The organism is Comamonas sp. 17RB, assembly GCF_030056555.1.
Classification (GTDB): domain Bacteria; phylum Pseudomonadota; class Gammaproteobacteria; order Burkholderiales; family Burkholderiaceae_C; genus Comamonas; species Comamonas terrigena.
In genome coordinates this window covers 658,254-683,994 of sequence record NZ_JASHHY010000001.1, presented here as the reverse complement: position 1 = coordinate 683,994, position 25,741 = coordinate 658,254, and the positions used below count along the sequence as shown (strand labels likewise).

Below are 25,741 nucleotides of genomic sequence, written 5' to 3'. Positions count from 1 at the left end.
GGCATGTGGTGGCGCGGAGTACACCAAGGAGGTGAATGATGAACCAGAAGGACTGCTTGGTTTTGCCCCCAGGCGCACAGGCGTACAAGCAAACGCCTGTGTTTACGCAGGACACGGTGCCTGCAGGCCTGCTACGCGATCATGTGACGAGAGAAGGCACGTGGGCGCTGCTCCATGTGCTGGAAGGGGAGTTGCTCTACCGCATTCCTGGATTGGATATGGAGCAGGTTTTGCACCCCGCCGCTGCACCGGGGGTGGTGCTGCCGCAGGTGCCGCACAGCGTGCAGCCTGTGGGAAGCGTCCGTTTCTTTGTGGAGTTTTATGCGCTGCAACCGCAGGAACAAGCGAGCCGGCCAGGGCTGCCCAGTACGGGACTGGTGGAATGAGGCGCGCGCATGGTTCCAAGTTTGTCATCCAGAAAAGCAGCACCAAGCAGTGCTGCACGGAGTTTTGAATTGAAGAGTGCGTACCTTCCGTCTTCGCGTCGTGGCTGGCTCAGCAGTGTCTGTGCCTCTGCCTGGATGCTTGCCTCGCCGCTGCACGCGGCGCAAGCGGCCAAGCGGCCCCGCCTGCGACTGGCAGGGCCCATGGCGACGGTGTCATTTCCGCTGATGCGGCTGGTGGACAGCGGGGTGTTGACGGGTCTGGCCGAGAAAGTGGAGTTTGTGTCCTGGACGAATCCCGACCAGTTGCGTGCCCTGGTGCTGGGAGGGGAGTTGGATTTTGTGGCTGCGCCCAGCAACGTGGCCGCCAACCTGTACAACCGCGGGGCTCCGCTGCGGCTGCTGGATGTGTCGGTCTGGGGCATGCTGTGGCTGGTGTCGCGCAATGCACAGTGGAAAACACTGGACCAGTTCAAGGGGCAAGAAATTGCCATGCCATTTCGTGCCGACATGCCGGACATCTTGTTTCAGCTGCTGGCACGCCAACAGGGCCTGGACCCTGCGCGTGATTTCAAGCTGCGCTATGTCGCATCGCCGCTGGAGGCCATGCAACTGCTCCTCACGCGCCGTGTGGACCATGCCCTGCTGGCCGAACCAGCGATTGCCATGGCACTGCGCAAAACGCAGTCGTTTCCGGTGTCGGTCGTGGCGCCACAGCTGTTTCGCAGCGTGAACTTGCAGCAGGAATGGGCGCGGGTGTTTCAGCGTGCACCGGAGATTGCACAGGCCGGCGTGGCGGCCGTGGGGGCGCTGCGGCAGGATGCCGCGCTCTTGCAGCAGGTGCGCGCCGCGCTGGCCGAGGCGCATGCCTGGTGCTGGGCCAATCCGAAGGCCTGCGGCGAGATGGCAAGCCGCTATGCGCCCATGCTGCAAGCCGATGCGGTTGCAGATTCTCTGTCGGTTACGCCGGCGGTCTGGCGCTCGGCGCGGGATGCCCGCCCGGATTTGGAGTTCTTCTTCGGGCACTTGATGCAGCACCAGCCTGGGGTGATCGGCGGAAAGTTGCCCGATGATGGGTTTTATTTCTGAGGCACTTTCCATGCGGAGAAAGGAGCGGCAATGAAAAATACCACGATGGGATTCCGCCTGGCGCATCGATCGCAGCGTGTGCTGGCTGCTGTGTTGGGCTACTTGTGGAGTGGCTGGGGCGCGATCGCAAGCCTGCTGCTGTTTTGCGCGCTGTGGGAGTGGGGGGCTCAGCGCTATGGGGAGCTGCTGCTGCCAGGCCCGCAAGCCACCATGCTGCAGTTGCTCCAGATGCTGCGCGACGGTGTTGCGCTGGAGCCGCTGCAGATTTCGGCGCGGCGTGCGCTGTATGGGCTGGCGGCTGCGGTGCTGGCCGGAAGCTTGCTGGGCATGCTGGCGGGGCGCTCTATGACCGCCGCCATGGCGGCACGTCCCTTGGTGACGCTGCTGTTGGGTATGCCTCCCATTGCCTGGCTGGTGCTTGCCATGCTGTGGTTTGGCATGGGCGATGCCACACCGGTTTTCACCGTGTTCATTGCCTGTTTCCCTTTGGTCTTTGCGGCGGCCATGCAAGGGGCTCGTACGCTGGACCACCAACTGCGCGATGTAGCGCATGTGCTGCGGCTGCCTTGGTGGATGAGCCTGACGGACATTTACCTGCCACACATGCTGTCTTACTTGTTTCCCGCCTGGATCACTGCGCTGGGCAGTTCCTGGAAAGTGGTGGTGATGGCCGAGCTGCTGGCCACGGCAGACGGGGTGGGGGCTGCACTGGCTGTCTCACGCGCGCAATTGGACAGCTCGGCATCACTGGCGTGGATCCTGGCAGTGCTGGCGCTGCTGCTGGCGGCGGAATATCTGGTCCTGGAGCCTATCAAGCGTCTGGCTGAACGCTGGCGGCAGTGACAAGCCGGGGTCACAAAAAATCCATGAAAAAACGATGAGAACATTCCATGCAATTGCAGATAAGGCATTTGACGCACCGCTACGCCCTCGCGGATGTATTGCAGAACGTGAGCTTGGACTTGCATGCGGGTGAGACGCTGGCGCTGGTAGGGCCGTCCGGCTGTGGGAAAAGTACCTTGCTGCACATTGTGGCGGGCTTGCTCACGCCTGCAGAAGGTGAGCTGCAGTCCGGCTTTCGCGGATTGGGCTGCATGTTCCAGCAACCACGGCTGATGCCCTGGAAGGACACGCTGGACAACATCGCACTGGGGCTGAAGGCGCTGGGCGTGCCCAGGCGCAGCCGCCGTGCCCAGGCGGCGCAACTGGCGCAGCGACTGGGACTGGCTGAGCAGGACTGGAGCAAGTATCCGCATGAGTTATCGGGCGGCATGCAAAGCCGCGTGGCGTTGGCACGGGCGCTGGTCACACAGCCAGATCTGCTGCTGATGGACGAGCCATTTGCCGCATTGGATGTGGGGCTCAAGCACGAGTTGTATGGCTTGCTGACGGAACAGGTCGCGCAGCGCGGTACAGCGGTGCTGATGATCACCCACGATTTGATGGAGGCGGTGCGCTTGGCGGACCGCATTGTCGTGATGACATCGCAGCCTGGCCGCGTGCTGCGGGCGTTCAGAGTGGCCTTGCCACAAGCACAGCGCAGCGAAGCATGGATTTACGATCGCACGGCCCATCTGATGCAGATGCCGGACGTGCGCGCAAGCTTTGGCATGCCGCCTTTGCCTCCAACCGAGGAGGCTGCCGCAACCTCTTCTGCTGCCATCCGTTGCGGCAAGAAAGGCGGGGATGAGGGGTTGGTGCTCACTACAGGAAGCTGCAGTGCCTCTGACGCATTGCCACGCCAAGGAGGCTGTACCGTATGAAGAAGCTTGCTGCATGGCCCTTGTTTATGTGCGGTTTTCGCCCATTTTTTCTGGCAGCTGGCGCGTTGGCATGTGTGCTGATGGCTGCGTGGTTGCTGATGCTGGGCGGAGGGTGGCCGGCGTTGTCGCGGTGGTCACCGCCCGGAGGAATTGCACTCTGGCACGCCTATGAGCTGGTCCTGGGCTTTGGCAGCGCTGCAGTAGCGGGTTTCTTGCTCACGGCAGTTCCGGAGTTCACGCAAACAGCTCCGGCGGCAGCGAAGCGCTTGGCACCCCTCGCCTTGCTGTGGCTGTGTGGGCGACTGGCCTGGGTGATCGCCGCAGGGTTGCCTGCACCTTTTGATGTGCTCGCCGTGGCACTGCCGCATCTGGTCTTTACCGCCAGCCTGCTTCTGCTGCTGCTGCCGTCTTTGGGCCGCGATGCACGTGCCCGACGCCACTTCAGCTTTGCGCTGGCCTTGATGGCCCTGCTGCTGGTGCAACTGGGATTCTTTGCGGATCTGCTTTGGCGGTGGAACGATCCCCTGGCCTGGGTGCGGCTGGCCGTGGGCTTGATGATGGTGCTGATCATCCTGGCGGGGAGCCGCATTTCCATGAATGTGGTGAACCGTCTGGTCGAGCTTGGCAAGCCCGGTCTGGCCGAACACGATACCGTGGGCTACCTGGCCCGCCCACCTCGGCGAAATCTGGCGATTTTTTGCATATGTTTGTGCAGCGCCGTCGAGTTCTGGAAGGGGTATGACCTCGTGACGGCATGGCTGGCACTCGCTGCGGCCGCGGCCATGCTGAACTTGCTCAACGACTGGCATGTCGGCAAAGCACTGTTTTACCGTTGGGCGCTGATCTTGTATGCCAGCTATTGGCTGCTGGCATTGGGTTATGCGGCGATGGGCATGTCCATTCTGGGAGCGCCTTGGTTGCCGTCGGCAGGGCGCCATTTGCTGACAGTCGGAGCCATGGGCTCGTCCACCTTTGCCGTGATGAATGTGGCTGGCCGCATTCATGCAGGCCAGTGGCTGGATGGGAGCCGCTGGGTTCCGCTGGCCATGGCGGCCCTGGTCGGGGCTGCGCTTTTGCGCTTCATGGCCGGAAGTTTCGGCTTTGCACACTGGTCGCTGGAGCTGACCGTGGCTGCCGGCCTGTTGTGGATCACAGGCTTTGCTGTTTATCTGGGGCGCAACGCCCGCATGCTGGTGGTCCAGCGAGACGATGGCCTGCCAGGCTGCTCAGAGCCACGGGGACAGGAGGAGGGGCCGGGCCAGCAGTCGGCAGGGCACCGGCATTGATCGCGGTGACCAAATTTTGCTTGGCCACCCCGACCGCATGGGGATTGTGTATTTGTTGATACGTTACATTGAGAATGATTCTTATTAAATTTGCGGAGGGGTTACGTCCATGGGGTACCTAGGCTTTGTGGTGAGAGCGCTCATATGACGGTAAGTAAAGAGTCTCTGGAGCTTGCTCTTTCAAGATCTCAGATCTTTGCCAAAGCGGACACTTCCTTGTTGGCAGAACTGGTGCAGCATGCGCGACCCGTCAGATTGCAGCCGCAGCAGCATCTCTTTTTGGCGGGCGATGAGGCCAGGCATTTTTATTGGATAGAGACCGGGACCATCACCCTGTACAGCCCCAGTCTGACTGGCGAGGAAAAGATCTTCAGGGTCTTGGGATCAGGCACTTTGCTGGCAGAAACCATGATGTATGCCCAGCCATCCCTGTACCCGCTTTCGGCCCAGGCAACGGAAGACAGTTTGGTCTATCGCATGCCGAGAGAGGAGCTGCTTGCGCTGACCCGGCAGTCGGCGGAATTCGCTTTTTCGCTGGTCGAAATCCTGGCGTCCAGAATCACCCAGGCGGTCAATCGCATCGACCTGCTGACAATGAGCAATTCGCTGCAACGTCTGGTCAGCTATCTGATGGACATGCATGTCCAGCAAGGCACTGCGTGGCTGCGGCTGCCAGCGAGCCACCACATCATCGCCAGGCAGCTCAACATCACCCCTGAAACCTTCTCTCGGCACCTGGCCCAATTGAAGCGTCGCGGCCTTATCGGGCATTGCCGTAATCGTGAGCTTGTGCTGCTGAATACAGAAGGTCTCTGCCAAGAGGCCGGCTTGCCAGTACCCAGCTTTGATTTTCTGCAAAGCCGTCCGCTCACCAATCTCAATGGCAGTATGTTTGAGTGCTGCAATCTGCTGTAAGCGCAGCCAGCGGTCTTGAATCGTTTTCGTTGCCAGGCCGGCCCGTCACCGCTGTGCAACGCACGGTCCACCGTTTCTCGGTGGGTTGAGCCAGGGCGACCGTGAGGGGCCGTCCTGTCATCCGCCGGCCATGCCACGGGCAGGGCCGCAACGGGTCGGTAGCGGCACTTCCAGAAACGCAAAAGCTGTCACTCGAGCCTGGCATATGCCCAGCGACCGAGTGACAGCTTGGAGGTGTGAAGCCGCCCTGAAAGGCGGTCTCAGTTCAATGGCGGTTGTTTTGGCGGGGGGAGCCGCAGTCACTGGCTGTGCGCCGGTGGCACATGGCAGCCGGCCTGTGAACGCTTACTCTGCTGAAAAAAATCAGCTGTGCAGCAGGAAAACGGTCTAGTCGATCAGCTTGCCATTGCTATCCCAGAACGGGTGTGGGCCATCAAAGGCGCCGCTGTATGCGGTGTGACTGACCATCCGCCCTGACGCCGGCAGCGCATGCAGCATGAACCCGGGAGGCTCCAGCGTCCAGGCGGACAGCGCATCCTCCGACAGGTCCAGACACACCTGGTGTGCAGGTGCCGGCGAAGTCATGGCGACCGTGCCCCCGAATGCCACCTGGATGCTGCGGTGCAAGTGGCCGCATATGACACGCTCCACATTGGGGTGGCGGCTGACGATGGCCTCCAGCTCCGGGGCGCCTTGCAGCAAGCCAATGCGGTCCATGTGCCCAATCAGTGTCTGAAATGGCGGATGGTGCATGGCAATCACCACCGGGCGACCTTGGGAGGATGCCAGTTCATTCTCCAGCCATGCCAGGCGCTGGGCGCACAGGCTGCCCTCGCTTTTTCCTGGCGTGACCGTATCCAGTGCCAGCAGCCGCAGATCACCGATGTCCACCGCGTATTGCAGAAACTCCCCATCCGATGGCAGATAGGCAAATTCTGGAAATGCATCACGCAGGCCGTGGCGCTCGTCGTGGTTGCCGGCCAGCAGGTAGATAGGTAAGGACCCCAGCGGGCTGAGCAGTTCACGCAGGTGCGCGTACTCCGCCGCTCTGCCAAAGTCCGTGAGATCGCCTGTGATCACCATGGCGTGCGGCTTCTGGGGCAATCGCAAGATCGCCTGGATCGTGTTGCGCAGATAGTCCGCCGTGTCAATGCGCCGATAGGTGAGCCTGCCTGGTTCGCGGATATGCAGGTCGGTGATTTGTAGCAGCAAAGTTGTCATGTCCAACATCCCCATCAAACGCGGCTGGCCATCCAGTGGTGGTAGGCGATCTGGATGCCGACCAGGTCGCCAGCGTTGGCGGCATGGTCACGGCCCACATCGGCAATCAAGGGGTTTTGCCCGCCAACGTACAGCGTCAGCTGGACGCGATCGCCCAGAAACACACGGCGAGACACCGCACAGGTGACGGCGCCAGCGGCGCCTGCAGCGCAGACTTCGATGTCCTCCGGGCGCAGCAGCACCTGCGCAGCCCCTGCACAGGAATCCGGGCAGTGCAGCACCACATCACCCAGCATGATCTGGTTGTGGGCAAGCAATTCGCCACTGCGCTCCAGCTGATTCACACGTCCCAGGAACGTGGCCACAAAGGGATGGGAGGGGTTGCGGTAGAGGCTTTCCCCATCGCCGATCTGCAGAATCTGTCCTGCTTTCATCACCGCCATCCGGTCTGCAATGGCCATCGCTTCTTGCTGATCGTGGGTAACGTGCACTGCCGTGATGCGCAACTGCCGCAGCAGCTGGGCCAGTTCATCGCGCAGTGTTTCCTTCAGCTTGGCATCCAAAGCCGTCAGCGGCTCGTCCAGCAGCAGCACACGGGGCTTGGAAGCCACCGCCCGCGCCAGTGCCACACGCTGGCGCTGACCGCCGGATAGCTCTGCGGGGCGCTTGTGTTCCAGGCCGTTCAGACGCACCAGATCCACCAGCTCGCCGACGGTGCGGCGCTGCTCTTCGGCGGAGGCGCCACGAATGCGCAAGCCATAGCCGATGTTGGCCTGGACGCTCATCTGCGGGAACAGGGCATAGTGCTGAAACACCATGCCGACCTCACGCTGCTCGATCGGCATGTGCGTGACGTCCTGGCTGCCAAAGCCGATGTAGCTGCCTGCATCCGCGCTCTCCAGGCCGGCAATGATGCGCAGCAAGGTCGTCTTGCCGCATCCCGAAGGCCCGAGCAGCGCGAGCACTTCTCCAGGCTCCACATGCAGGTCGGTGGGTTGCAGCCCGCGCGTTCCGTCGGCGTAGGTTTTGGCGCATTGGCGAATGTCAATGCTGGTGCTTTTATTTTCCATAGTGCTTTTCAATAACGTGACCGATCGCTTGCAGAGCCCACATCACAGGCAGGATGACGATCAGAAAAATGATGGTGTAGGCCGAGCCAATCTCGAGGCGCATGGAGGCATAGCTGTCCGCCAGACCCACGGGCAAGGTGCGCGTCAACGGGGTGTGCAACATCCAGGTCAGGTTGAATTCACCGACGGACAAGGTGAAAACCATGAGGCACGCGGCAACGATGGCCGGAAGCACGGCTGGAATGAGGATGCCGACAAAGCGCTGGCAGAAGGACGCCCCCAGCGAACGAGCCGCTTCTTCCAGCGAAACAAGCTCCTGCCTGCGAAAAGCAGAGCCCACCATGCGCACCATGAAGGGCAGAGTGAAGATCACATGGCCCACCAGAATGAACGCAAAGCTCTGGCGAAAGTGGGTGACGCTGCCGTAGGCCAGCAACAGTGCCAAGGCGCTTGCCAAACCTGGAATGGCCACAGGCAGCGTCAACAGCTCTTCAAAATGGCGGGCCCAGGGCGAGCGGCTGCGCGCCAGGGCATAGGCACACGGAACGCCCAGAACCAATGCGAGCACCACGCAGGCGCATGCAATGAACAAGGACATGAGTACCGTATTGCCATAGCCTGTCCAGACTTCAAGCAACCAGCGCGTCGTGAAGCCGCTGGAGATACCCTGGCTGTAATTGACTACCACGCCCGCTAGAATGGACAGCAGCATGGGTGCCAGCATGAAGGCGGTGACGATCAGTGTCACGGCCCACATGAACGGTGGCATTTTTTGAGAAGTGCGGTGCATGGTCAGACCCCCGATGCATTCGGCCCGGCACAGCGTCGGGCCAGCCAGAGCACCAGCCAGGTAATCAGCCCCAGGCTGATGGACAAGCTGGCTGCCAGTGCGAAATTGGCGTAGTTGGTGAATTCGTTGTAGATGCTGATGGGCAGCACCTCAAACTTGCTGGACAAGGTGAAGGCCGTGCCAAAAGCCCCGATGGCCGTGGCAAACACGATGGCGCTGCAAGCCATGGTGGTGGGCATCAGCTGCGGCCACCACACATCACGTGCAACGGCCCAGCCGCGGGCACCCAAGGAGCGGGCGGCTTCCTCCAGGTGGGCATCCATGGCTTCTGCCGCGGCCGTATACGAAGCGATGGCGCGTGGCAGCGAGAAATACAGATAGCCCAGAAACAATCCCCAGAAGCCATAGGCAAAGGTGATGCGCTCCATGCCCAGGGCGGCGGAGAGATCGGCCACCACACCTTGCCGGCCCCCCACCAAAATGATGAAGAAGCCGATGATCACGCCGGGGAACGACAGGGGCAGCGTCAGCAATGACAGCAGCAGGCCCCGTCCTGTAAAGCGGCTGCGGGCCATGGCAATGCCCATGATGGCCCCGATAAGCAAGGTGGCCAACGTGACCAGCAGGGACAGCCCGACGGTCTGCAACAGGCTTTGCAGATACAGCACATCGGTGAACGTGGCGAAATAGGTCTTCCAGCCCTCCTTGGCAGGCAGGGCAATCAACATCACGGCGGGAAGCAGCCAGAATGCGGCAAAGAACGCCACAGCAGGGGCACTGCAGGCAATCAAAAGGAAACGGGGAGAGACAGAGCCCGAAATACTGTGGCGCGTCATGAATCAGCCTCGTGTTCCTTAGCGAACTTCACGCAGGTAGCGTGTGGAGAAGCTCTTTTGCACCTCGGCCATCTTGCGGTAGTCGACGGACTTGGCGCGTGCATATTCCGATGCAGGCAGGAAGTGGCTGGCCACTTCCTTGGGCATCTTCACATTGCGAACGGGGCGAAGGTAGGCATTGGCCCACAGCGACTGCCCTTTGTCCGAGAGCACGTAGTCCAGAACCTTCTTGCCGTTTTCAGCGTTGGGAGAGTTCTTGACCAGGCTCATGACATAGGGCATGACCACGGTGCCCTCTTGGGGAATGACAAATTCCACATTGGCGTGGTCTTTGTATTTGGCCCGGTAGGCGTTGAAGTCATAGTCCAGCAAGATGCCAAACTCTCCCGACAGCAGCCGCGCGTACGAGGTCTGCTTGGGAACAATTGGCTCGTTCTTCTGGAGCTGCTTGAAATAGTTCAAGGCGGGGGTGAAGTTGTCCATGCTTCCGCCCATGGCCTCATTCACGGCGACTGCGCCCACATAGCCCACGAAAGCAGACGAAGGGTCCAGGTAGGCAATCAGCCCTTTGTATTCAGGCTTGAGCAAGTCCGCCCAGGACTTGGGCACAGGCTTGTTGCCCAAGGCGGCCTTGTTGACCATGAAGCCCAGGGTACCGGAGTGGATGGTGAACCATTCTCCCTTGGGGTCCTTCAGGCCATCCGGAATCTCGTTCCATGTGGCGGGCTTGTAGGCCGTCACCACACCATCCTTTTGCGCCTGGATGGCAAACGTCACGCCCACATAGGTGACGTCTGCCACCGGGCTGGATTTCTCGGCCACCAGCTGCGCCAGCGACTGGCCGGAGTTCTTGTTGTCCGGCGGGACGGTAATGCCCGTATCTGCCTTGATGGCCTTGATCTGGCTGCCCCAGTCCGCCCACTCAGGAGGGCAGTTGTAGCAAATGGCGTTTTGGGCCAGTACGGCACCGCACATCGTGGTGGCAGCCGCCATCACGGCCAGGCCACGAAAGTTCGCTTTAGGCAAAGACATCAGATTTCCTCGGTTGGTAAAAGTAAAAGCACCGCCTCACAGCGGTAAAGGTGAACAAGATTCCCCGGCACGCCAGCCGTATGGCAGCTGCACGCTGTGCGAAGGCAGAAGCGGAATGCCATCCGTCAGTGCGTTGCACAGAAGCGCCACGCACTGCTGACCGATGGCCTCATTGGGTTGTGTGATGGATGCGAGCGAGGGGGTGAGGTCGCGGCCCAGGCCAATGCCGTCAAACCCCACGACGCACAGATCCTGGGGAACGCGCAATCCGGCCAACGTGGCTGCGCGGATGCTGCGAATGGCAATCACGTCATTGCTGCACACCAGGGCCGTCGGCTTGGTGGTCTTCATCAGGTCCTGCTGCAGGTGCTCCAGCGCCTGTTCGGCAAATGGCAGCTCCCAGACGGGCAATGGCGACAGGTTCTGCGCCTGCATGCCCTCCACATAGCCTTTGCAGCGCTGTTGGGCGCGGTCAGACGCACGCAACTGGCCCGTGACCATGCCAATGCGCTCGTGGCCGGCGGCATGCAGGCGCTCAATCAGCTGGAAAATCGCACCATGGTTGTCGACGGAGATGCAGGTGTGCTCTTGCGCCTGGTTGTACGCCAGCACATAAGGCAATTTCGTTTGCTGGGTGCGTTGCAGAACCTGGGAGGTGGCTGGGTTGGACACCACCAGGATCAGCCCTTCCACCCCGGCATTCAGCAACCGCTCCGCTGCTGCGGCCTCCCGCTCCGGGCTGTATTCCGTCGTCGTCAGAACAATGGCATACCCACGTGTTTCCGCTTCTTCCGCAATGCCTTGCAGGCACTGTGCAAACACGGGGTTGGCCAAGGTGGGCAGCATGACCCCCAGCACCTTGTTGCGGCGGGTCCGCAAGGTGCGGGCGCTGCTGTTGGGCACATAGCCCAGCTCATGCGCTGCACGCAGAACATTGCTGCAGGTCTGCGTATTGACAATGCCCGGGTTGTTGAAAACCCGCGATACCGTTGCGACCGATGTCCCCGCACGCCGTGCCACTTCTGCAATGCTCATGAATGAAATCGTTTTCTGTAAACGTTTTCATTTCACCCGTCGCACATGACATGGGGGTGATGTTTCCAAGAAGCTTTTGTGACACAACCTCGATTGCGTCTGCCCACTGTTGCTGCACAGTGACGCGACGACAGTGGCTGGAGACTGGTTGGATGCAGGCGCCTGGCCCTTGGCGCAAAGTCATGGACGCCGCGCTCACCGGCTGGAGCAGGGCAGTCCACCTTGCAGCGGGAGGTGCCGATGACGTAGATGGCGTCGATGGCAGCTTGGCGCGCACCACGGCTTCTTGCGCCTTCCCCGCTGAGCGCCAGCCGCCGGCCTGAAGCGTTCGCGAGTCAGGCCGCCATGGCGGAGATGCCTGTTTTCAGGCTAGTTCAGGCCAAGTCAGCCAACCGTGCCAACCGCGCCAGCTGGGGGGCGGTTGGAGCCCGCCTTCAGCGGGGCCTATTCCATGCCTTCACAGGGCTGTGCTCATGGGGCCAGGGTGCCCAGCCGTATCAATGCGTCAGAGGACAGCTCCACGATGCCTTGTGCGGCAGGAACGCTGCGCACCAGCGCCAAAGCAACGGCCCGTGCATGCACGGGCCGGTAGGTGCTCGGCAGAATGGGTGCGAGCAGCTTGGCCACCGGAATCGCAATCCGCTCGCCCAGCCGTGCCGGCTGATCCAGGTGCTCTCGTGTGTCGAGCAGCACAGAAGGGCGCGCAATCACCAAGCCCTCAAGGCCCAAGGTCTTGAGCGCATCTTCCAGCTCACCTTTTGTGCGGTTGTAGAACACGGACGATGTGGAATCCGCACCGGCCGCACTGACCACACCCACGCGGCGCGCACCGGCGGCCACCGCTGCCACCGCCACCGCAAGATTGGCATCCAAGTCGACGGCGCGGAATGCGGCCTGGCTGCCTGCCACCTTGATCGTTGTTCCCAGTGCCAAGTACACCTCGTCCACCTGCGGCAGCGCTGGTAGCTTCTGAAAGTCGACGATATGCACGCAGAGCTTGGCGTGGCTGATACGCAGCGCCCTGCGGCTCAAGGCATGCACCGTCGTGACCTGCGGGTCGGCCAACAGTGCCTCGATCATCAGGCCACCGACCAGGCCCGTAGCCCCTGCCAGCAGTACGGTTCGTTGTGTGTGCATACGGTTTCCCTCAGTTCAGGCGCATGGACTGGCGTGCGCCGCCGGGTGTCTGCCCGGCCCAGTCATGGAACGTGCGATAGAAGGATCATTGTCACTTGTTGGCGGCAGGGCTTTTGCCTGTGGCGTTTGAACAGACCTTCGCGACGTCCGCTAGCGACCCTGAGCCGACATTCAGATAAACGCCGCAAAGATGTCATTCAGCAAGAGGCAGTAGCTCCCTAAACAACTAGCTCTATTCTCAGAACCTCAACGTCCTCCTGTCGAGCCATTGAAATCTTCGGTCCACCTCTAGCTCTGGCGCTGCTTGCAGGATGCGGTCAAGGGTTTCGGCAATGTTGAATCCTTCGGCAAAGCTTTCACTGAGAACTACCCAAAGCAGATCAAGCACCTTATGGGGAAACTCTTCAGGATGCTTGCTATCCATAAAAAGGAAATGCGAATCCAGTGTTTCCAGGGGCACGAGATAGGGTCTAACATAATCGAGCGCTTCTGGGAAAGCGTCACCTGAGCAGATTACCAAGCGTACAAGATGACGAGTAGTTTGCTGCGTTTTGAACACCTTCTCTTTTGGCCAAACTTCCTCCAGTAATGGTCGAACTAGCGTACGCCATGTGACCTCGGGAGCCCCTTCAAATGTTGAATTCCACTTCACAAGTACTCCGGCCGCAGCGGCATGAATTTCCGGCATGGAGTTTCGTAGTGTCAAAGCTGCGTCAGCAGAGGAAATACCCCAGGCTTCTGCTGTCGATGTCTTGCGTAAAATGGATAGTGCCGGCGCCAAAATCTTTGCTGCAGCGTTTTGTGCTTCGTTTCCTGTGGCCTCACACTCCATGACTCCTTGGAGAACGTGTGCGTGAAATGCGTGGGAAACACGCTCTGAAACCGCTGCGTTACAGACCAATATTTTGCGCAGAAACTTCCCTTCTTGACTTTCGGATGACAGTGCTAAGCAAAGTCGTTTTTTCACTCTAGGGAAGTTGAGCGATGTTACAAAGTGCGAATGTCGTACAAGCACAGCTCGCGCAAAGCTACCCTGGATACCCAATCCGTTGGCGCAGGCGTAGAGTGCTGTGCCTAATCTAGGCGCAATTTTTACACCGTCTTCTCGGGCTTTTTCGATGTCCTGAAGTACAACGGTTGCAAGTCGTCCGCCCGAACTGTTGATTGCAGAGAAGTAGAAATCGTCTGGAGCTTCAATAAGCTCGACTTCACTCGAAATGGCTAGGGAAAAGAGTCTCTGCCACCATCCCCGGAGCGAAGGAGTTTGGTCACGAGGTGAGAGCTCGTAAAGACTGCATAGAGCGCGAACAAATGTACTCAGGAACTCATCTGTTGCCTGCTTAAGAATTTTGAAGACCTCGACGACCAAATCCGTGCGAATATTCTTGCCTCCTGCATCTGGGATGCTCAATGCCGAGACATAGCTTTCCCAAAGTGGTGCGTTAGCAATATCCAGCGGGGCGCCCCGGAGCGTCTGGAATGCGCCATCGGGGTCGAGATTGCAGTACGCCCTCCAGCCGTGGCGCTGCTCTATGTCCTGACTTAGCTGTGAAGCCTTTGCGACCTCAAGACGATTTAATTCCGGTGCATCGATGAGCGGCTGCGCATCTCCACGGACCACTTGCACTCCAGAGGAATAGGAGCTGAAGAAGTCACTCTCTTCCACTGGCCTATTAAGGTAGGGCCTTCGCTTTTTTATTTGGGCAAGCTCGTGTGTTCCCCGTTCGGAGATTCTGTGCGCAGCATCAAGCATGTTCAGCCTTAGCCATACCCCCGCATCTTGTGCCTGGGCTCTCCAGTCGACTTGCCCCGTTTCAATCTCGAATGCTTGGAAGTATTTCTCAGCGTCATTGAGAATTCGCTGCTCAAGCGCTGAAACAGCGGAATCATTTGCCTCAGGAGCCCTTTCTTTAATCAACAGCGGTACCTCGCGGTCCGTATTCCAAAAGACGTTGTCTGAAGCATCAAGTAAACAAGCCAGTGCCTCATCGGCAGTGAAGAGCTCGGCATTTCTCTGAGCATTAAGCCAGAGCCTAGTACCTAAGAGACCAGGCGCAGTCCTCCATGTGCTTGCTGCACTCAGCGCGGCATTTCGGTTTCGCTGCGCTGCTTTTGGAAGGACACTTGTTAGCAACTGTGCGAGGAGTACCAAGCCTCCGTGACAATCGTTCTGTGCGTGGAACTCGACTGATGGAACATCATGGTTAGTTCGATCGTAATCGTCCTCAATGGCCCCTATGTCGACTGCAAGACGGACGCTCTCGTGGAACTTCTCTGTTGCAATGTTAAGTATGGAGTCTGCATTTCCGTGGTTTGAGAGTACATTTGAGAGTTCAGAAAGTTCTCCCTCATGCGGAATTGAAAGTCTGGCCCACACGATTTCATGAAGGCTCTTTGGCTCCCCGGCCGGCGGTTGCGCATATGCAGAAAAAAAGCTGGCTCTGAGCTTCAGCTTAGGGGACAGCATTTCGATAGCGAGCTGCAAGTCACTATTGAGCACAACATCAGTATTTAGTCGACGAACTACGGCGTAAGGTTGATTTACCCAGTCTGCTCTGGAAGACAGCTTCAAATGAGACATCAGGCGCCACGCTCGCTTCCAAGTGCTAGGAAGCTCTTCTTTTCGAATTACCAGTTGAAAAACTCGGTCAACAAAGTGTTTACCTAGCTTCTCTAACCAGTCTATTGCGACTTGATACCTGTCGATCGACTGCAGGTCACTTGCAATCCATCCCGTGATGATGACCGTAGCATCCTCATCGGACCAGATGCCTTCATCATGGAAAAACTTGAACCAAGCCTTGTCCGTAATGGTCTTGATGGCAACTAAATTCAAGTCTCGTTGTCCTTTGAAAAGCCAACGAATACTCTGCCGTTCAAATTTATCGATGCTCTCCAGTGGCTTGGCTAGGACAGCGCTCGCCATTTCCCTTCTGCGTATCCTTGGGCGCTCAATAATATCGGCCAGATGCGCTAGGTCACGCCAAAGTGCTGCATGGCCTTTATTGCCGGTTGAAGGTTCCACCTCCTTCTGATAGACGAGAGGGACGACGCCTAGAGCCTCCCACCCAGGAGATGGCTTATTCGGCTCTGGCTCAGAATCAAGGGCGTAAACCTTATGCAGGTCGGAAAAGCGCTCACGGTCTGCCTCCAGAACGTTCAGGAAATACCTGACTGGGGCATCACTCGCGCTATAACCTACCAGAACAATCGTCTTGCAGCGACATAGATCAAACAGAAACCGTGAGGCCCAGCCAGAACGCATGTAGGCATCGCCATACTCCGAGCTAGTAACAATCAATGGAGTCTGTGACAGACCAAGCTGATTATCAGAGAGTCGTCCATGCAAATGGATGATTCCGCTGAACTCAGCGGTTCCTGGTCGCGGTATTTCTTGGCCGGCTAAGCTTTGGGCTTGGGTATCAGTTTTACTCTTGGACTTTTTGAAATATGCCTTCTCTAAAAGAATGTCAAAGTTGGTTGTGACAACACATGGCCGGTTGTTCAGGTCCCTCGACAGCCTCAAAATAGTCGCGTGATTGGAGAGGTTTGGCTTTGCGGGCGCAGTCAATTGCTGAGCGATTGTTCGGGTGAAGAGTGCAGGCTCCGCTAAGCGTCGCTCCAGTGACCCAAGCACCTCTTCATATCGACCGGCGTGCAGTGCCGCCTGTTCCGCCAAGGTGTGCTCCACATTCAGTTTCTCAAAGCACTTAGTGACCAATGCCCAGAACCCCGGAAGCATCGGCGCACTGATACCAGCGCCACATAGAAATACAACCTTACCCTCCAGCATGGCATCGACAAGTGCAAAGGGGAAACCAGGTCCTGTTTCGGAGAAGCGAAGTTCCATAGAGAAGATTTGTCTTTTAGCTGCCGCGGACAACCACATCGATGAAGGCAGGCATGTAGGGCTTACCTCGATGCATGTCTATCAAGCAAAGTGTCCTTGGAGCGAATTATGTGGCCCCCCCGTTCTCCAAAGGGGACAGTGGATCAATGCCCTGAGTTCCTGTTGCACAAACCTGTGCCGTGTGAGTAACCAGATTTCACATCATCGTAAGTTATATTTTGCTCGGCGCATGCCTGCATCGATTTTGCGATTTTTATACTTGAATTTTTGCAATTTAAGGCGGTTGCATACCCCGGGTTGAAGTCTCTGAGCGTGTGAGGCCGACGCTCAACGAGGGGTTCCAAGGGATGCTCGGAGACAAAAGCGCCGTTACGCACACCTGAAAGTTGAGGGGCGGTTCTGTCTAATGGTTATTGCCTGCTCTTGGCCGGGAACAGACCTTCGCGACGTCCGCTAGCGACCCTGAGCTGCCACCCCGCTAAAGGCTCGAAAGCCGTCACTCATTGGCCAATATGCCCTGAAAAACCTCAACTTTCTGCAGCCCCATGTCTCGCGACGCTGCAAACCGTGCCATTGCACAAACAGTCGTACCCATTGCAGGTAGGCATGCTCCGTGCGTAGGATATAGTGCTTGTTACAAATTCGCTCGCGGATCTGATTCAGCAACCGCGTAGTGCGTAACACAGGAGAGGCGACGGGTTCATAGCTAAATTCAGTGCTGAATTTTCATACAAAACACCTGCCACCGAGTCAGGCGACAAGTCTCTTGCGGCTCTTTTTGCATGCCAATTTAGACCGCAAGCGTCAGACTGAATTTCGTTCTTCTATCAATCAACAATAGTTTTGCTGCTCCTTCGAAACAGCGGCTATCCATGAATGCGCCCTGACCATTCATTCCAGCGGGCCGCCTCCGGCGGCCGCTGAATTCAAATCCTAGGCGTAAAGAACATGCCAACCCAACCACCCAAGCTCATCGCTATCAACCACGACGACTACGCAGCGGCATTCGTTGGCCAAACGGCAGACGGTCGTCAGTTCTTCCTGACGACACCGTTTGAGCCTGCAATCAGAGGGAAAGCGGGGGAAGAATTCGTTGCGCTCTACCTGTTCGACAAGAAAGGGGCGCTTGTCGAAGCCAAGATCGACAGTTTCGGCCCTCGCGATGCCATGGATGAAGCTGCGCGCCAAGCGTCTCACAAGAAGCTTTTGTCCGAGATAGAGCCGGTGAAGTACCAAAGAATCAGCGTGGCACCGTTCTCGGTCGACAGGTTCGGCACCACCTTTGGCTTGGTTCTTCGCACACCCGAAGATGAAGAGGATGACTGGGCCGTTGAGGCGCAACCGGGCAACTACATGGCGTTCTTCGAGCCTTGGGACAGTGGTGACTATGACACCTGACCCGCACGTGACGCCTAACCCTGCCATTGAGCACACTCGCCCAAGGCAGGCCGCTCATGTCAAGCGTTGGATGTCTGCTTGTTGATTCCATCGGCGACGGCTCATGACCGTAGCCATAGCGGTCCCCACCGGCCGGATGGCCTCCGCCAGAACCGGTACTGCAGATAGAGGTGACGGCATGCCCGGCATGTCCTTGAACTGCGTGGCCGGGCTCCACTGGCCTCTGGCCATGTGCGCGGCCGGAAAGCGGGGGTACCCGCTCGCCTTATGTCTGAGGCAGTGATTCCCCGCGCACAAAAGCCACCACGGTCGGCAGTATCGGGGCCAACCAGCCCAGGGGGCGGGCCAGGGCTGCGACGGTCGTCACGTGGCCTATGTGGTCAAAGATTCGCATCTCCACCTCGGTACCCCCAACCCGCAGCCGGTTCGCCAGGCCGACGGTGTTGCGCTGCGCATCTACCACGGTATCGTTGCGCGCGGCCAGCAGCAAGGTGCGGGGAGCTTTGGCGTTGGCGTGGAAGATGGGCTGGGAGTTGGCCGGGGTGTGCGGCCAGCCGAAAGCAAGCTGTACCTCGGGGTCGACAATCGGTAAAAAATCGTACGGCCCGGCCAGGCCAATCCAGCCGGCCAGGCGATCAGGCGTCAAGCCCAAAGGCGCCAGCCAACGCGGGTCCAGCGCAAGCATGGCAGCGTTGTAAGCCCCGGCGGAATGGCCCATCACCATCACCCGCCCAGGGTTGCCTCCCAGGCTGGCGGCATGCGACAAGGTCCATTGCAGGGCCAAAGCACAATCACCCAGAAAGCCGTCGTAGTGCACCTGGGGACTCAGCCGATAGTCGGCCACCACAGCGATGATGCCGTTGGCTGCCAGGGCTTCGCCCACGAAGCGATACATGGCCCGCTCGCCGCTCGTCCAGTTGCCGCCGTATAAAAACAGCACCACCGGTGCATTGCCGGGCACGGTATCCGTGGCTGGCTGTGGCTGGTACACATCCAGCAGATGGCGCGGATCGGGCCCGTAGGACACGCCGGTGGGGCCGTGGTAGGTGTCATGGGGCACCAGATGGTCAAGCACCTGGGCACCAGAACAGCCTGACACCAAAGCCGCGATGGCGGACCCGATGCCCATGAGGCCTATGCGACGGCTCATTGGTGTGGAAAGCTTGGAAAAGATAGGCATGCAGTCCATACGCCATTTAACGGCTTTTGGATTCACACGTGTACTTCAACGTGGAGCTAGTGCTGAAACCGAAACATCAACCAATCACTAAGAGCCGCTCTCTGCGACACATTGCTGACCGGCACCTTTCTCCACAGCCCAGAGACTTCGGCCAGTCGTACCACAACACCACCCCATGACACTCCCCGGCCGCTCAAGCCTGCGCGCAGGATCTCTGCGGGGGAGTGCGCTCACACCTTGGCGAGGAAGGCTGCCGCATCACCCGCTTCACACTTCCAGTCTGCAAAGACCCCCACCAGATTGCATTCCACGCAGTGGCAAGCGATGTAGTACCAGCGCACGTCATGTGTGCCCTCGTACACGGAGACGCCGGACACCAGCTCGAACACCTCGTTCTCGCACACGCACTCGTGCGCTTCGGGGGCGGCCTCTTCAATGTGGTCCGCGCTGTCGCCCATCAGGTGTTCCTGCCCGCAGTCGGTGCAGGTGCGGATTGCCACGCCGGCTTCCTCATCCGTCTGCAGCGCAAAAGTCCGGCTCCCGCAATTGCATTTGGACGAGGCAAACCGGACGGCCTCGTAGCCGTTCGCAACGCTGTAGCTGCGCAGCTCGGCTTGGGTGTCGCCGGACGTCGTCCCGTACCAGAACTCGCCCTTCTTCGTCAGTGCCATTGATGTTGTTCCATTCTTCAAGGTGGGCTTCCCGGCAGACCTGACGCCAAGCTTGCCCCGATCCTCTGGATTTTGCCTGAAGGCACGGTGAATCGTCGCCAAGGGGCCGGGGCAGGGCCAACAAGGGCTAAGGGCTGCGGAAATCCTGGAATGCCGGTTCTGGGAGACTGCAGCCAGAGTCCATCCAGTTCGGCTGTTGATCGCCGCCGACATTCGGTGTTGAAGTCCCTGCGTCAGCGCTCAGCTGGAAGCATTCGGCCAAGCAGCCTGCGCGAACGGCTGTTCCTGGCCGAGAAAAGACCTCCGCGGCGTCCGTTAGCGACCCAAGGCCGTCCTTTAACTACCGCGAAAGCGGGCGTTCAATAGGAGGGGCTATATGGCATTGGCCACTTACTCAAGCCTTCCTTGCCGTACTCGCTCAATGCTGAATTACCTTGCCCCGCAAAGTGTTCAAGAACTTGACGGGATTCCAGTGTTCCGATGCGTGCAAGGGCATATGCGCACTTGCGTTGAAATGGGTGGAGGGTCCATTCCCCTGCATCTGCGATGTAGGTGGGAGGTGCCTCCGCTACTTTCGCAATCGCGGGGATGGCCGTTGGGTCTCCGAGTAGCCCAAGGTCAAACACGATGTCTTCATGACGGTCGTGGCCGTCAAGCAGCAATAGCTCGAGCAACAAAGGCACTCGCGACCTATCGTCCTCGGGTAAGGAATCCAACGTAGCCTCAATTGAAGCGAGATCTTTACAGCTAGTCATACGTTCCTCTCGATGTCCGGTTTTGTCCGAAACCAGGCAGGCCGGCTCACCACCGTCACTGAACCGCCTGGTGGAGGGCGCTCCACACGCCGTGATGGCTTGCCGGCGCAAGCGGGGAGCCTTCGGTCGTCGCGCTGCTGGCGCAGCATCGGTCCCGGTGCTGGCTTCAGGCGGCCAGAACAGCCCATCCAGACAGACTGCCACTACACGTACTCTACCCGGGCTGCCAGTGCGGGGTACTGCTGCTGCATGCGCTCCAGGCATTGCTGCAGCACGCGGGCATCGCGGGGGAGGTGTGCCTCCAGTGCCTGCCATCCTTCCAGCCGCAGCGTGTGGGGCATCTCCACCAGCCCGGTGATGGCGTCCCAGAAGGCATCCCAGTTGCGGCCGTAGAAGCCCGGAAATGCCAGCGCCGTCATCAGGCGTTGATGCAGCTCCTCTATCTTGAAAACATCGCCGACAGTGACCACCACCTGCTGCGCGCGTGCCATGTGTGCAGAACTCCTTTGGAGAAAATTTTGCCAGTTGCGCAAAAAAGACCCGGCATGTGGCTGGGTCCTCTGCGGTGCCCATGCCGCTCAGGAGGCCGGCACCGCATCGGCACCATGGCTGGAAGGCTCCAGGGCGCGCAGCAAATGGGACAGCTGTGCATCCAGGTCGCGCAGCACATCCGCAGGCAACACCGACAGCATCGTGCGTTCGTTGTCCACATGCGCCTCCACCGCGCGTTCGATCAGCGCCAGCCCTTCTGCGGTGAGCTGCACCAGGGTGCTGCGCGCATCCTGGGCGTTGGGCACGCGTGCCACCCACCCCCGGGCCTCCAGGCGCTTGAGTCTGTGGGTCATCGTGCCCGAGGTGACCATGAGGGTGGAGAACAGCTCCGTGGGGCTGAGGCAGTAAGGGACGCCAGACCGCCGCAGGGCGGCCAGCATGTCGAACTCCCACACGCTCAGGTCGAACTCCGCAAAGCCGGCTTCCAGCTGCTGCTCCAGCAGCGCCGCACAACGTTTGATGCGCCCGATGGGGCCCATGGGGCTCACATCCAGATCGGGGCGTTCGCGCCGCCACTGGGCCAGGATGGTGTCCACGGCATCGCGCGGCGGAGAAAGCGTATGGTCTTTCATTTGTCTTGACTTCAAGATAACTGACTTGCACAATGAATTGTCTTGATTTGAAGATAACACATGCCTGCCGACATTTCTCCCCACCCCTGGCGCGACGCCTTGCTGACCGCGGGCGCCCCTGTCATCTGGGGCTCCACCTACATCGTGACGTCCGAGTTTCTGCCGCCGGACCGGCCCTTCACCGCCGCGCTGATCCGGGCGTTGCCCGCCGGCCTGTTGCTGCTGCTGATCACGCGGCAGCTGCCGCACAGGCAGCACTGGTGGCGGCTGTGGGTGTTGAGCGCGCTGAACATCGGGGTGTTCCAGGCGCTGTTGTTTGTGGCGGCCTACCGTCTGCCCGGTGGCCTGGCGGCGGTGCTGGGGGCGATTCAACCGCTGCTGGTCATGCTGCTGGCCTGGGCTGTCGATCGCCGTGCGCCGGGCGTGGTGGCGGTGTGCTGCGCTGCGGCCGGTGTGTTTGGCATGGCCGTGCTGCTGCTGGCGCCGCAGACCGTATTTGAGCCGATTGGCATGGCTGCGGCCTTGCTGGGGGCTGTGTCCATGGCCACGGGGGTCTGGCTGACCCGGCGCTGGCAGATCGGCTTGCCTGTGCTGTCCATGACCGGGTGGCAGCTGGTGCTGGGGGGGCTGATGCTGGCGCCGGTGGCGTGGCTGGCAGACGCCCCGCTGCCCACGCTGACCGGGGCGCAATGGGCCGCCTATGCCTACCTGAGCGGAGCGGGTGCACTCGTCGCCTATGTGCTGTGGTTTCGCGGTGTGGCCCGTCTGCCTTCGGTGGCCGTGGCATCGCTGGGCCTGCTGAGCCCGCTGACCGCCGTGGTGCTGGGCTGGGCCTTGCTGTCGCAGTCCATGACCGGGGCCTCGCTGCTGGGGCTGCTGGTCGTGCTGGCCAGTGTCTTTGGCGTGCAATGGGCCTCCAGCCGCAAGCCCTAGAGCGGCTGGCAGTGCCGCGGCCAACTTTTCTCCCTGGATTCGTCCACCTTCGCGATCACTTCCTCGATCACTTTTCCCCGATCACTTTCCCGATCACTTCGATCATTTTTTCTCGACCCCTTGTTTTCAGTAACTTCTATGACCCTGTCCGTCCAAGCTACCATCGCATCCCGTATTTCCGTCAACAGCTTCCAGCCCGACCGTCCTTTGGACGATGCCACCATCGCGTCGCTGGTCGACCTGGCCACCAAGGCACCGTCGGCCTACAACCTGCAGAACTGGCGCTTTGTGGTGGCCCGCTCGCCAGAGGCGAAGGCCCGCCTGCAGGCGGCGGCCTATGGGCAGCAGAAGATTGCCGATGCCTCGGCCGCCTTCCTGGTCTGCGGAACGCTGGAGGCGCACACCCAACTGGCATCGGCCCTGGCGCCCAGCGTGCAGGCGGGATTCATGCCTGTTGCCATGGCCGAAGCCTGGCAGTCGCAGGCGCAGCGCAGCCATGCGGGCAATGGCACGCTGCAGCGGGATGAGGCCGTGCGCTCCGCATCCCTGGCGGGCATGACCCTGATGCTTGCGGCCGAAAGCATGGGCCTGGGTTCGTGTGCCATGAGCGGCTTTGACGCCGCGCAGGTCGCGCAGGCCTTGGGTTTGGCAAGCACGGAGCTGCCGGTGCTGATCGTGGTGGTGGGCCATCCAGAGCCGGGCAACTGGCCCCAGAAGCCCCGCAAACCGGTGGCTGATGTGCTGACCATCGTCTGACGGGGCACGCGCAGCGCGACCAGAGGGGCGCCAGCGAGGCGCTGGCGGGGGTGGGGCAGGAGAAGGCAGAGTGGCCGCTGCCTTGGCTTTCTGCCCCAATCCTGGCCCTGCGGAGGGGCCGCCCCGTCAGAGCACGGTCACGCCCAGAGAGGCGACGATGGCCGCCGCCTGGTCCGTGGACATGATGGCGCCTTTGAAGTGGTGCTGCAGGTCCCCGACCTGGACTTTGCCAAGCTCCACATCCCGCACATCGGCCGAGGTGAAGTTGGCATTCCGCAGGTTGGCATCCCGCAGGCTGCCGCCCGCAAACACGGCCTGGGAGAAGTCGCAGCCGCCCAGGTCGGCGCCCGCGAAGTTCAGGCCTTCCAGGCGCAGCTTGCGAAACGACATGCCCCGCAAGTCCGCATTCACCAGCAGGCAGCGCTGGAGGGTCAGCCCCAGAGACTGCACCTGGTAGAACTTCGCGCCGGTCAGTTTGACCTCGCTGAACGTGGCGGCCGCCAGGCGCGCGCGCGTCCATGACGCATTGTTGAAGTCGCCCCCGTCGAACCGGGCTTCGGTCAGGTTGGCCATGTCGAACTGGGCAAAGGCCGCACGGCAGCGGCTCCAGGTGGTGCGGGACAGGTCGGCCTTTTCAAGCTGGGCCCCGGAGAACGTGCACTCGTTGAACTGCATCCCGCTCAGGTCCAGGCCCGACAGGTCTGCATCGTCCAATTCGCAACCCTCCAGGCGAACGCCCTGGCCGCCGCGGGTGCGCTGCAGCGCTTGCAGGTCAGTGCGGTCCAGTGGGCCGCCTTTCAATGTCAGCAGATCGGTCATATCGTGTGTTCAGGCTGGGCCGGTGAGGTTACCGCGTCGCTGGCGGGTTGGTGTGCCATCGTGCGCCAGCGCGCGCCATCGCAAAAAGACCCGGCGCGTGGCCGGGTCCCCTGCGGTGTTTCAGAAGGCCGCCAGAAGGCCGCCGCTTGTATGCAGCAGGCTGCATGGATGGGTCTGTGGGGCAGTAGGGGAGTGGGGCAGGGCGCTGCCCTACGCCCACCCCCATCCCGCCCCGTGCAGCGGTGTGCTGCACCGCCATCAGCTGTTCCCGGCATCCGCCTTGGGGGCGGCCGACCAGCTACCGCCCAGGGCACGGAACAGGCTCACCAGGGCCGTCTGGCGCTGGGTCGTCACCTCGATCAGCGCCACCTGGTTGGTGTAGTTGCTGCGCTGCGCATCCAGGTAGCGCAGGTGGCTGTCCACCCCGGCGCGGTAGCGCGCCTCGGACAGGCGCATGGTCTCGGCACTGCTGGCGGCCAGGGCCTGGCGGGCGGATTCTTCCCGGCGCAAGGTGTCCGTGGCGGCCAGTGCGTCCGCCACTTCCCGGAACGCCGTCTGGATGGTGGCTTCATACTTGGCCACCGCCATGTCCTTGCGGACCTTGGCTACGTCCAGATTGGCGCGGTTGCGGCCGCCATCGAAGATGGGCAAGTTCAGCTGCGGGGCAAAGGACCAGGCCTGCTGCCCGCCTTCAAACAGGCGTGACAGGTCTGCGCTGGAGCTGCCGAAGAAACCCGTCAGCGAGATGCTGGGGAAGAAGGCCGCCCGCGCAGCGCCGATATTGGCGTTGCGCGCCTGCAGCTGGTGCTCTGCCGCCAGAATGTCCGGTCGGCGGGTCAGCAAGGCGGCCGGCATGTCCGGCACCAGCTGCTGCAGCACCAGCGGACCGGTGGCCACTGATCCTGGCAGTGCAGCGACGGCCTGGTGGTCGCCCACCAGCAGCGCCAGCGCATTGGTGGCCTGGCTGAACTCGCGCGCATTGCGCTCGAAGTCGGCCCGGGCCTGCTCGGTCAGGCCCAGGGCCTCCTGGTAGTCCACCGCGCTGGAGGCGCCGTTGCGGCGGCGCTGTTCGATCAGTTCCAGCGAACGTTCCCGGGCCGCCAGCGTCAGCTGCGTCAGCTCCAGCCGGCGCTGGGCGCTGTCGCGGGTCAGGTAGGCCTGCACCACCTCGGCCACCAGGCTGAGCTGGGCGGCGCGCCCGGCTTCTTCGGTCGCCAGATAGTCCTGCAGCGCAGCGTCTGACAGGCTTTTCACGCGGCCAAACAGGTCCAGCTCGAACGAGGTGATGCCCACCCCGGCCTGGATGGTGTTGCCGATGCTGGCCGCACCACCGGCCGACAGATCGGCAGGGGTGCGCTGGCGGGTGCCGCCGGCCTGGGCGTTGAGGCCCGGCAGGCGGTCGGCCCGCTGGATGCGGTACTGGGCGCGCGCCACTTCGATGTTCAGCAGCGTCTGCCGCAGATCGCGGTTGTTGTGCAGCGCCTGCTCCACCAGCTTGCGCACCGTGGGGTCGGTCACAAAGTCCTGCCAGTCCACGGCGGCGCTGGCCGCAGCGGTGGGCACGTTGCCGGCCCATTGCGTGGGAATGGGGGCTTCGGGCGTCTGCAGGGTCGGGGCCAGGGAGCAGCCCCCCAAGGCCAGTGTCAGCGCCAGTGCCAGGGCCCCGAGGGGCATAGATTGAAATGTCCGTTGCTTGTT

At 60.7% G+C, this 25,741-nt stretch carries 23 protein-coding genes; 9 read left to right on the top strand and 14 right to left on the bottom strand.

The annotated features are described in order from the left end of the window. Positions 1-38: 38 nt before the first annotated feature. The 6 genes from QM470_RS02950 (at position 39) to QM470_RS02925 (ending at position 5,436) form a co-directional block, all read left to right on the top strand. The gene (locus QM470_RS02950) at positions 39-386 is read left to right on the top strand and encodes a TehB family protein (RefSeq protein ID WP_283338109.1); all 348 of its coding nucleotides are present in this window, start codon (positions 39-41) and stop codon (positions 384-386) included. A gap of 201 nt (positions 387-587) precedes the next feature. Beyond that, positions 588-1,472 (top strand): ABC transporter substrate-binding protein, encoded by an 885-nt coding sequence (locus QM470_RS02945; protein WP_283338108.1) that lies wholly within the window; start codon positions 588-590, stop codon positions 1,470-1,472. A gap of 30 nt (positions 1,473-1,502) precedes the next feature. Continuing rightward, positions 1,503-2,315, top strand: coding sequence for an ABC transporter permease (locus QM470_RS02940; protein ID WP_283338107.1), 813 nt, complete (start codon positions 1,503-1,505; stop codon positions 2,313-2,315). Between the two features lie 47 nt (positions 2,316-2,362). Next, entirely contained in the window at positions 2,363-3,235 is an 873-nt protein-coding gene (locus QM470_RS02935) for an ABC transporter ATP-binding protein (RefSeq protein ID WP_283338106.1), read from the top strand. After that, on the top strand, positions 3,232-4,521 hold the full coding sequence (locus QM470_RS02930; protein ID WP_283338105.1) for an NnrS family protein: 1,290 nt from the start codon (positions 3,232-3,234) through the stop codon (positions 4,519-4,521). Before QM470_RS02935 ends, QM470_RS02930 begins: the two co-directional genes overlap by 4 nt. A gap of 216 nt (positions 4,522-4,737) precedes the next feature. Then, positions 4,738-5,436 (top strand): Crp/Fnr family transcriptional regulator, encoded by a 699-nt coding sequence (locus tag QM470_RS02925; RefSeq protein WP_283338104.1) that lies wholly within the window; start codon positions 4,738-4,740, stop codon positions 5,434-5,436. A 387-nt stretch (positions 5,437-5,823) separates the two neighbouring features. Here the strand turns inward: QM470_RS02925 and QM470_RS02920 are convergent, their stop codons facing one another. From QM470_RS02920 to QM470_RS02885, 8 genes are all read right to left on the bottom strand, one after another. Then, positions 5,824-6,657, bottom strand: coding sequence for a phosphodiesterase (locus QM470_RS02920; RefSeq protein ID WP_283338103.1), 834 nt, complete (start codon positions 6,655-6,657; stop codon positions 5,824-5,826). A 14-nt stretch (positions 6,658-6,671) separates the two neighbouring features. Further along, positions 6,672-7,727, bottom strand: coding sequence for an ABC transporter ATP-binding protein (locus tag QM470_RS02915; protein WP_283338102.1), 1,056 nt, complete (start codon positions 7,725-7,727; stop codon positions 6,672-6,674). Further along, positions 7,717-8,517, bottom strand: a complete 801-nt coding sequence (locus QM470_RS02910) for an ABC transporter permease (RefSeq protein ID WP_502846793.1) — start codon at positions 8,515-8,517, stop codon at positions 7,717-7,719. Before QM470_RS02910 ends, QM470_RS02915 begins: the two co-directional genes overlap by 11 nt. 2 nt (positions 8,518-8,519) lie before the next feature. Beyond that, a complete protein-coding gene (locus tag QM470_RS02905; RefSeq protein WP_283338100.1) occupies positions 8,520-9,353 on the bottom strand; it encodes an ABC transporter permease in 834 nt (277 codons plus the stop codon). 18 nt (positions 9,354-9,371) lie between these two features. Then, positions 9,372-10,385 (bottom strand): ABC transporter substrate-binding protein, encoded by a 1,014-nt coding sequence (locus QM470_RS02900; RefSeq protein ID WP_283338098.1) that lies wholly within the window; start codon positions 10,383-10,385, stop codon positions 9,372-9,374. A gap of 36 nt (positions 10,386-10,421) precedes the next feature. After that, positions 10,422-11,420: a LacI family DNA-binding transcriptional regulator gene (locus QM470_RS02895; RefSeq protein ID WP_283338097.1), complete on the bottom strand. Its 999-nt coding sequence runs from the start codon at positions 11,418-11,420 to the stop codon at positions 10,422-10,424. Between the two features lie 471 nt (positions 11,421-11,891). Next, positions 11,892-12,557, bottom strand: coding sequence for an NAD(P)H-binding protein (locus QM470_RS02890; RefSeq protein ID WP_283338096.1), 666 nt, complete (start codon positions 12,555-12,557; stop codon positions 11,892-11,894). Between the two features lie 238 nt (positions 12,558-12,795). Beyond that, complete coding sequence (locus QM470_RS02885) at positions 12,796-16,407, bottom strand: SIR2 family protein (RefSeq protein WP_283338095.1); 3,612 nt, start codon at positions 16,405-16,407, stop codon at positions 12,796-12,798. A gap of 948 nt (positions 16,408-17,355) precedes the next feature. Here QM470_RS02885 and QM470_RS02880 point away from each other — a divergent pair. After that, positions 17,356-17,805 carry a hypothetical protein gene (locus tag QM470_RS02880; protein ID WP_218331819.1) on the top strand — a complete coding sequence of 150 codons (450 nt, stop codon included), beginning with the start codon at positions 17,356-17,358 and terminating at the stop codon, positions 17,803-17,805. A gap of 265 nt (positions 17,806-18,070) precedes the next feature. Here QM470_RS02880 and QM470_RS02875 read toward each other — a convergent pair whose 3' ends face one another. The 4 genes from QM470_RS02875 to QM470_RS02860 form a co-directional block, all read right to left on the bottom strand. Then, entirely contained in the window at positions 18,071-19,021 is a 951-nt protein-coding gene (locus QM470_RS02875; RefSeq protein ID WP_283338094.1) for an alpha/beta hydrolase, read from the bottom strand. A gap of 194 nt (positions 19,022-19,215) precedes the next feature. Further along, positions 19,216-19,656, bottom strand: coding sequence for a hypothetical protein (locus QM470_RS02870; protein ID WP_280012030.1), 441 nt, complete (start codon positions 19,654-19,656; stop codon positions 19,216-19,218). A gap of 958 nt (positions 19,657-20,614) precedes the next feature. Next, on the bottom strand, positions 20,615-20,902 hold the full coding sequence (locus QM470_RS02865; protein WP_283338093.1) for a barstar family protein: 288 nt from the start codon (positions 20,900-20,902) through the stop codon (positions 20,615-20,617). An 87-nt stretch (positions 20,903-20,989) separates the two neighbouring features. After that, positions 20,990-21,535: a MarR family winged helix-turn-helix transcriptional regulator gene (locus QM470_RS02860; protein ID WP_283338091.1), complete on the bottom strand. Its 546-nt coding sequence runs from the start codon at positions 21,533-21,535 to the stop codon at positions 20,990-20,992. A 60-nt stretch (positions 21,536-21,595) separates the two neighbouring features. On the opposite strand from QM470_RS02860, the gene QM470_RS02855 reads away from it, so the two are divergent. Both QM470_RS02855 and QM470_RS02850 read left to right on the top strand, forming a co-directional pair. Continuing rightward, complete coding sequence (locus QM470_RS02855) at positions 21,596-22,468, top strand: EamA family transporter (protein ID WP_283338090.1); 873 nt, start codon at positions 21,596-21,598, stop codon at positions 22,466-22,468. Between the two features lie 138 nt (positions 22,469-22,606). Then, complete coding sequence (locus QM470_RS02850; RefSeq protein WP_283338089.1) at positions 22,607-23,224, top strand: nitroreductase family protein; 618 nt, start codon at positions 22,607-22,609, stop codon at positions 23,222-23,224. Between the two features lie 126 nt (positions 23,225-23,350). On the opposite strand, the gene QM470_RS02845 is transcribed toward QM470_RS02850, so the two are convergent. Continuing rightward, positions 23,351-24,043, bottom strand: coding sequence for a pentapeptide repeat-containing protein (locus QM470_RS02845; RefSeq protein WP_283338088.1), 693 nt, complete (start codon positions 24,041-24,043; stop codon positions 23,351-23,353). A 258-nt stretch (positions 24,044-24,301) separates the two neighbouring features. Continuing rightward, on the bottom strand, positions 24,302-25,717 hold the full coding sequence (locus QM470_RS02840; RefSeq protein WP_283338087.1) for an efflux transporter outer membrane subunit: 1,416 nt from the start codon (positions 25,715-25,717) through the stop codon (positions 24,302-24,304). Positions 25,718-25,741 lie beyond the last annotated feature (24 nt).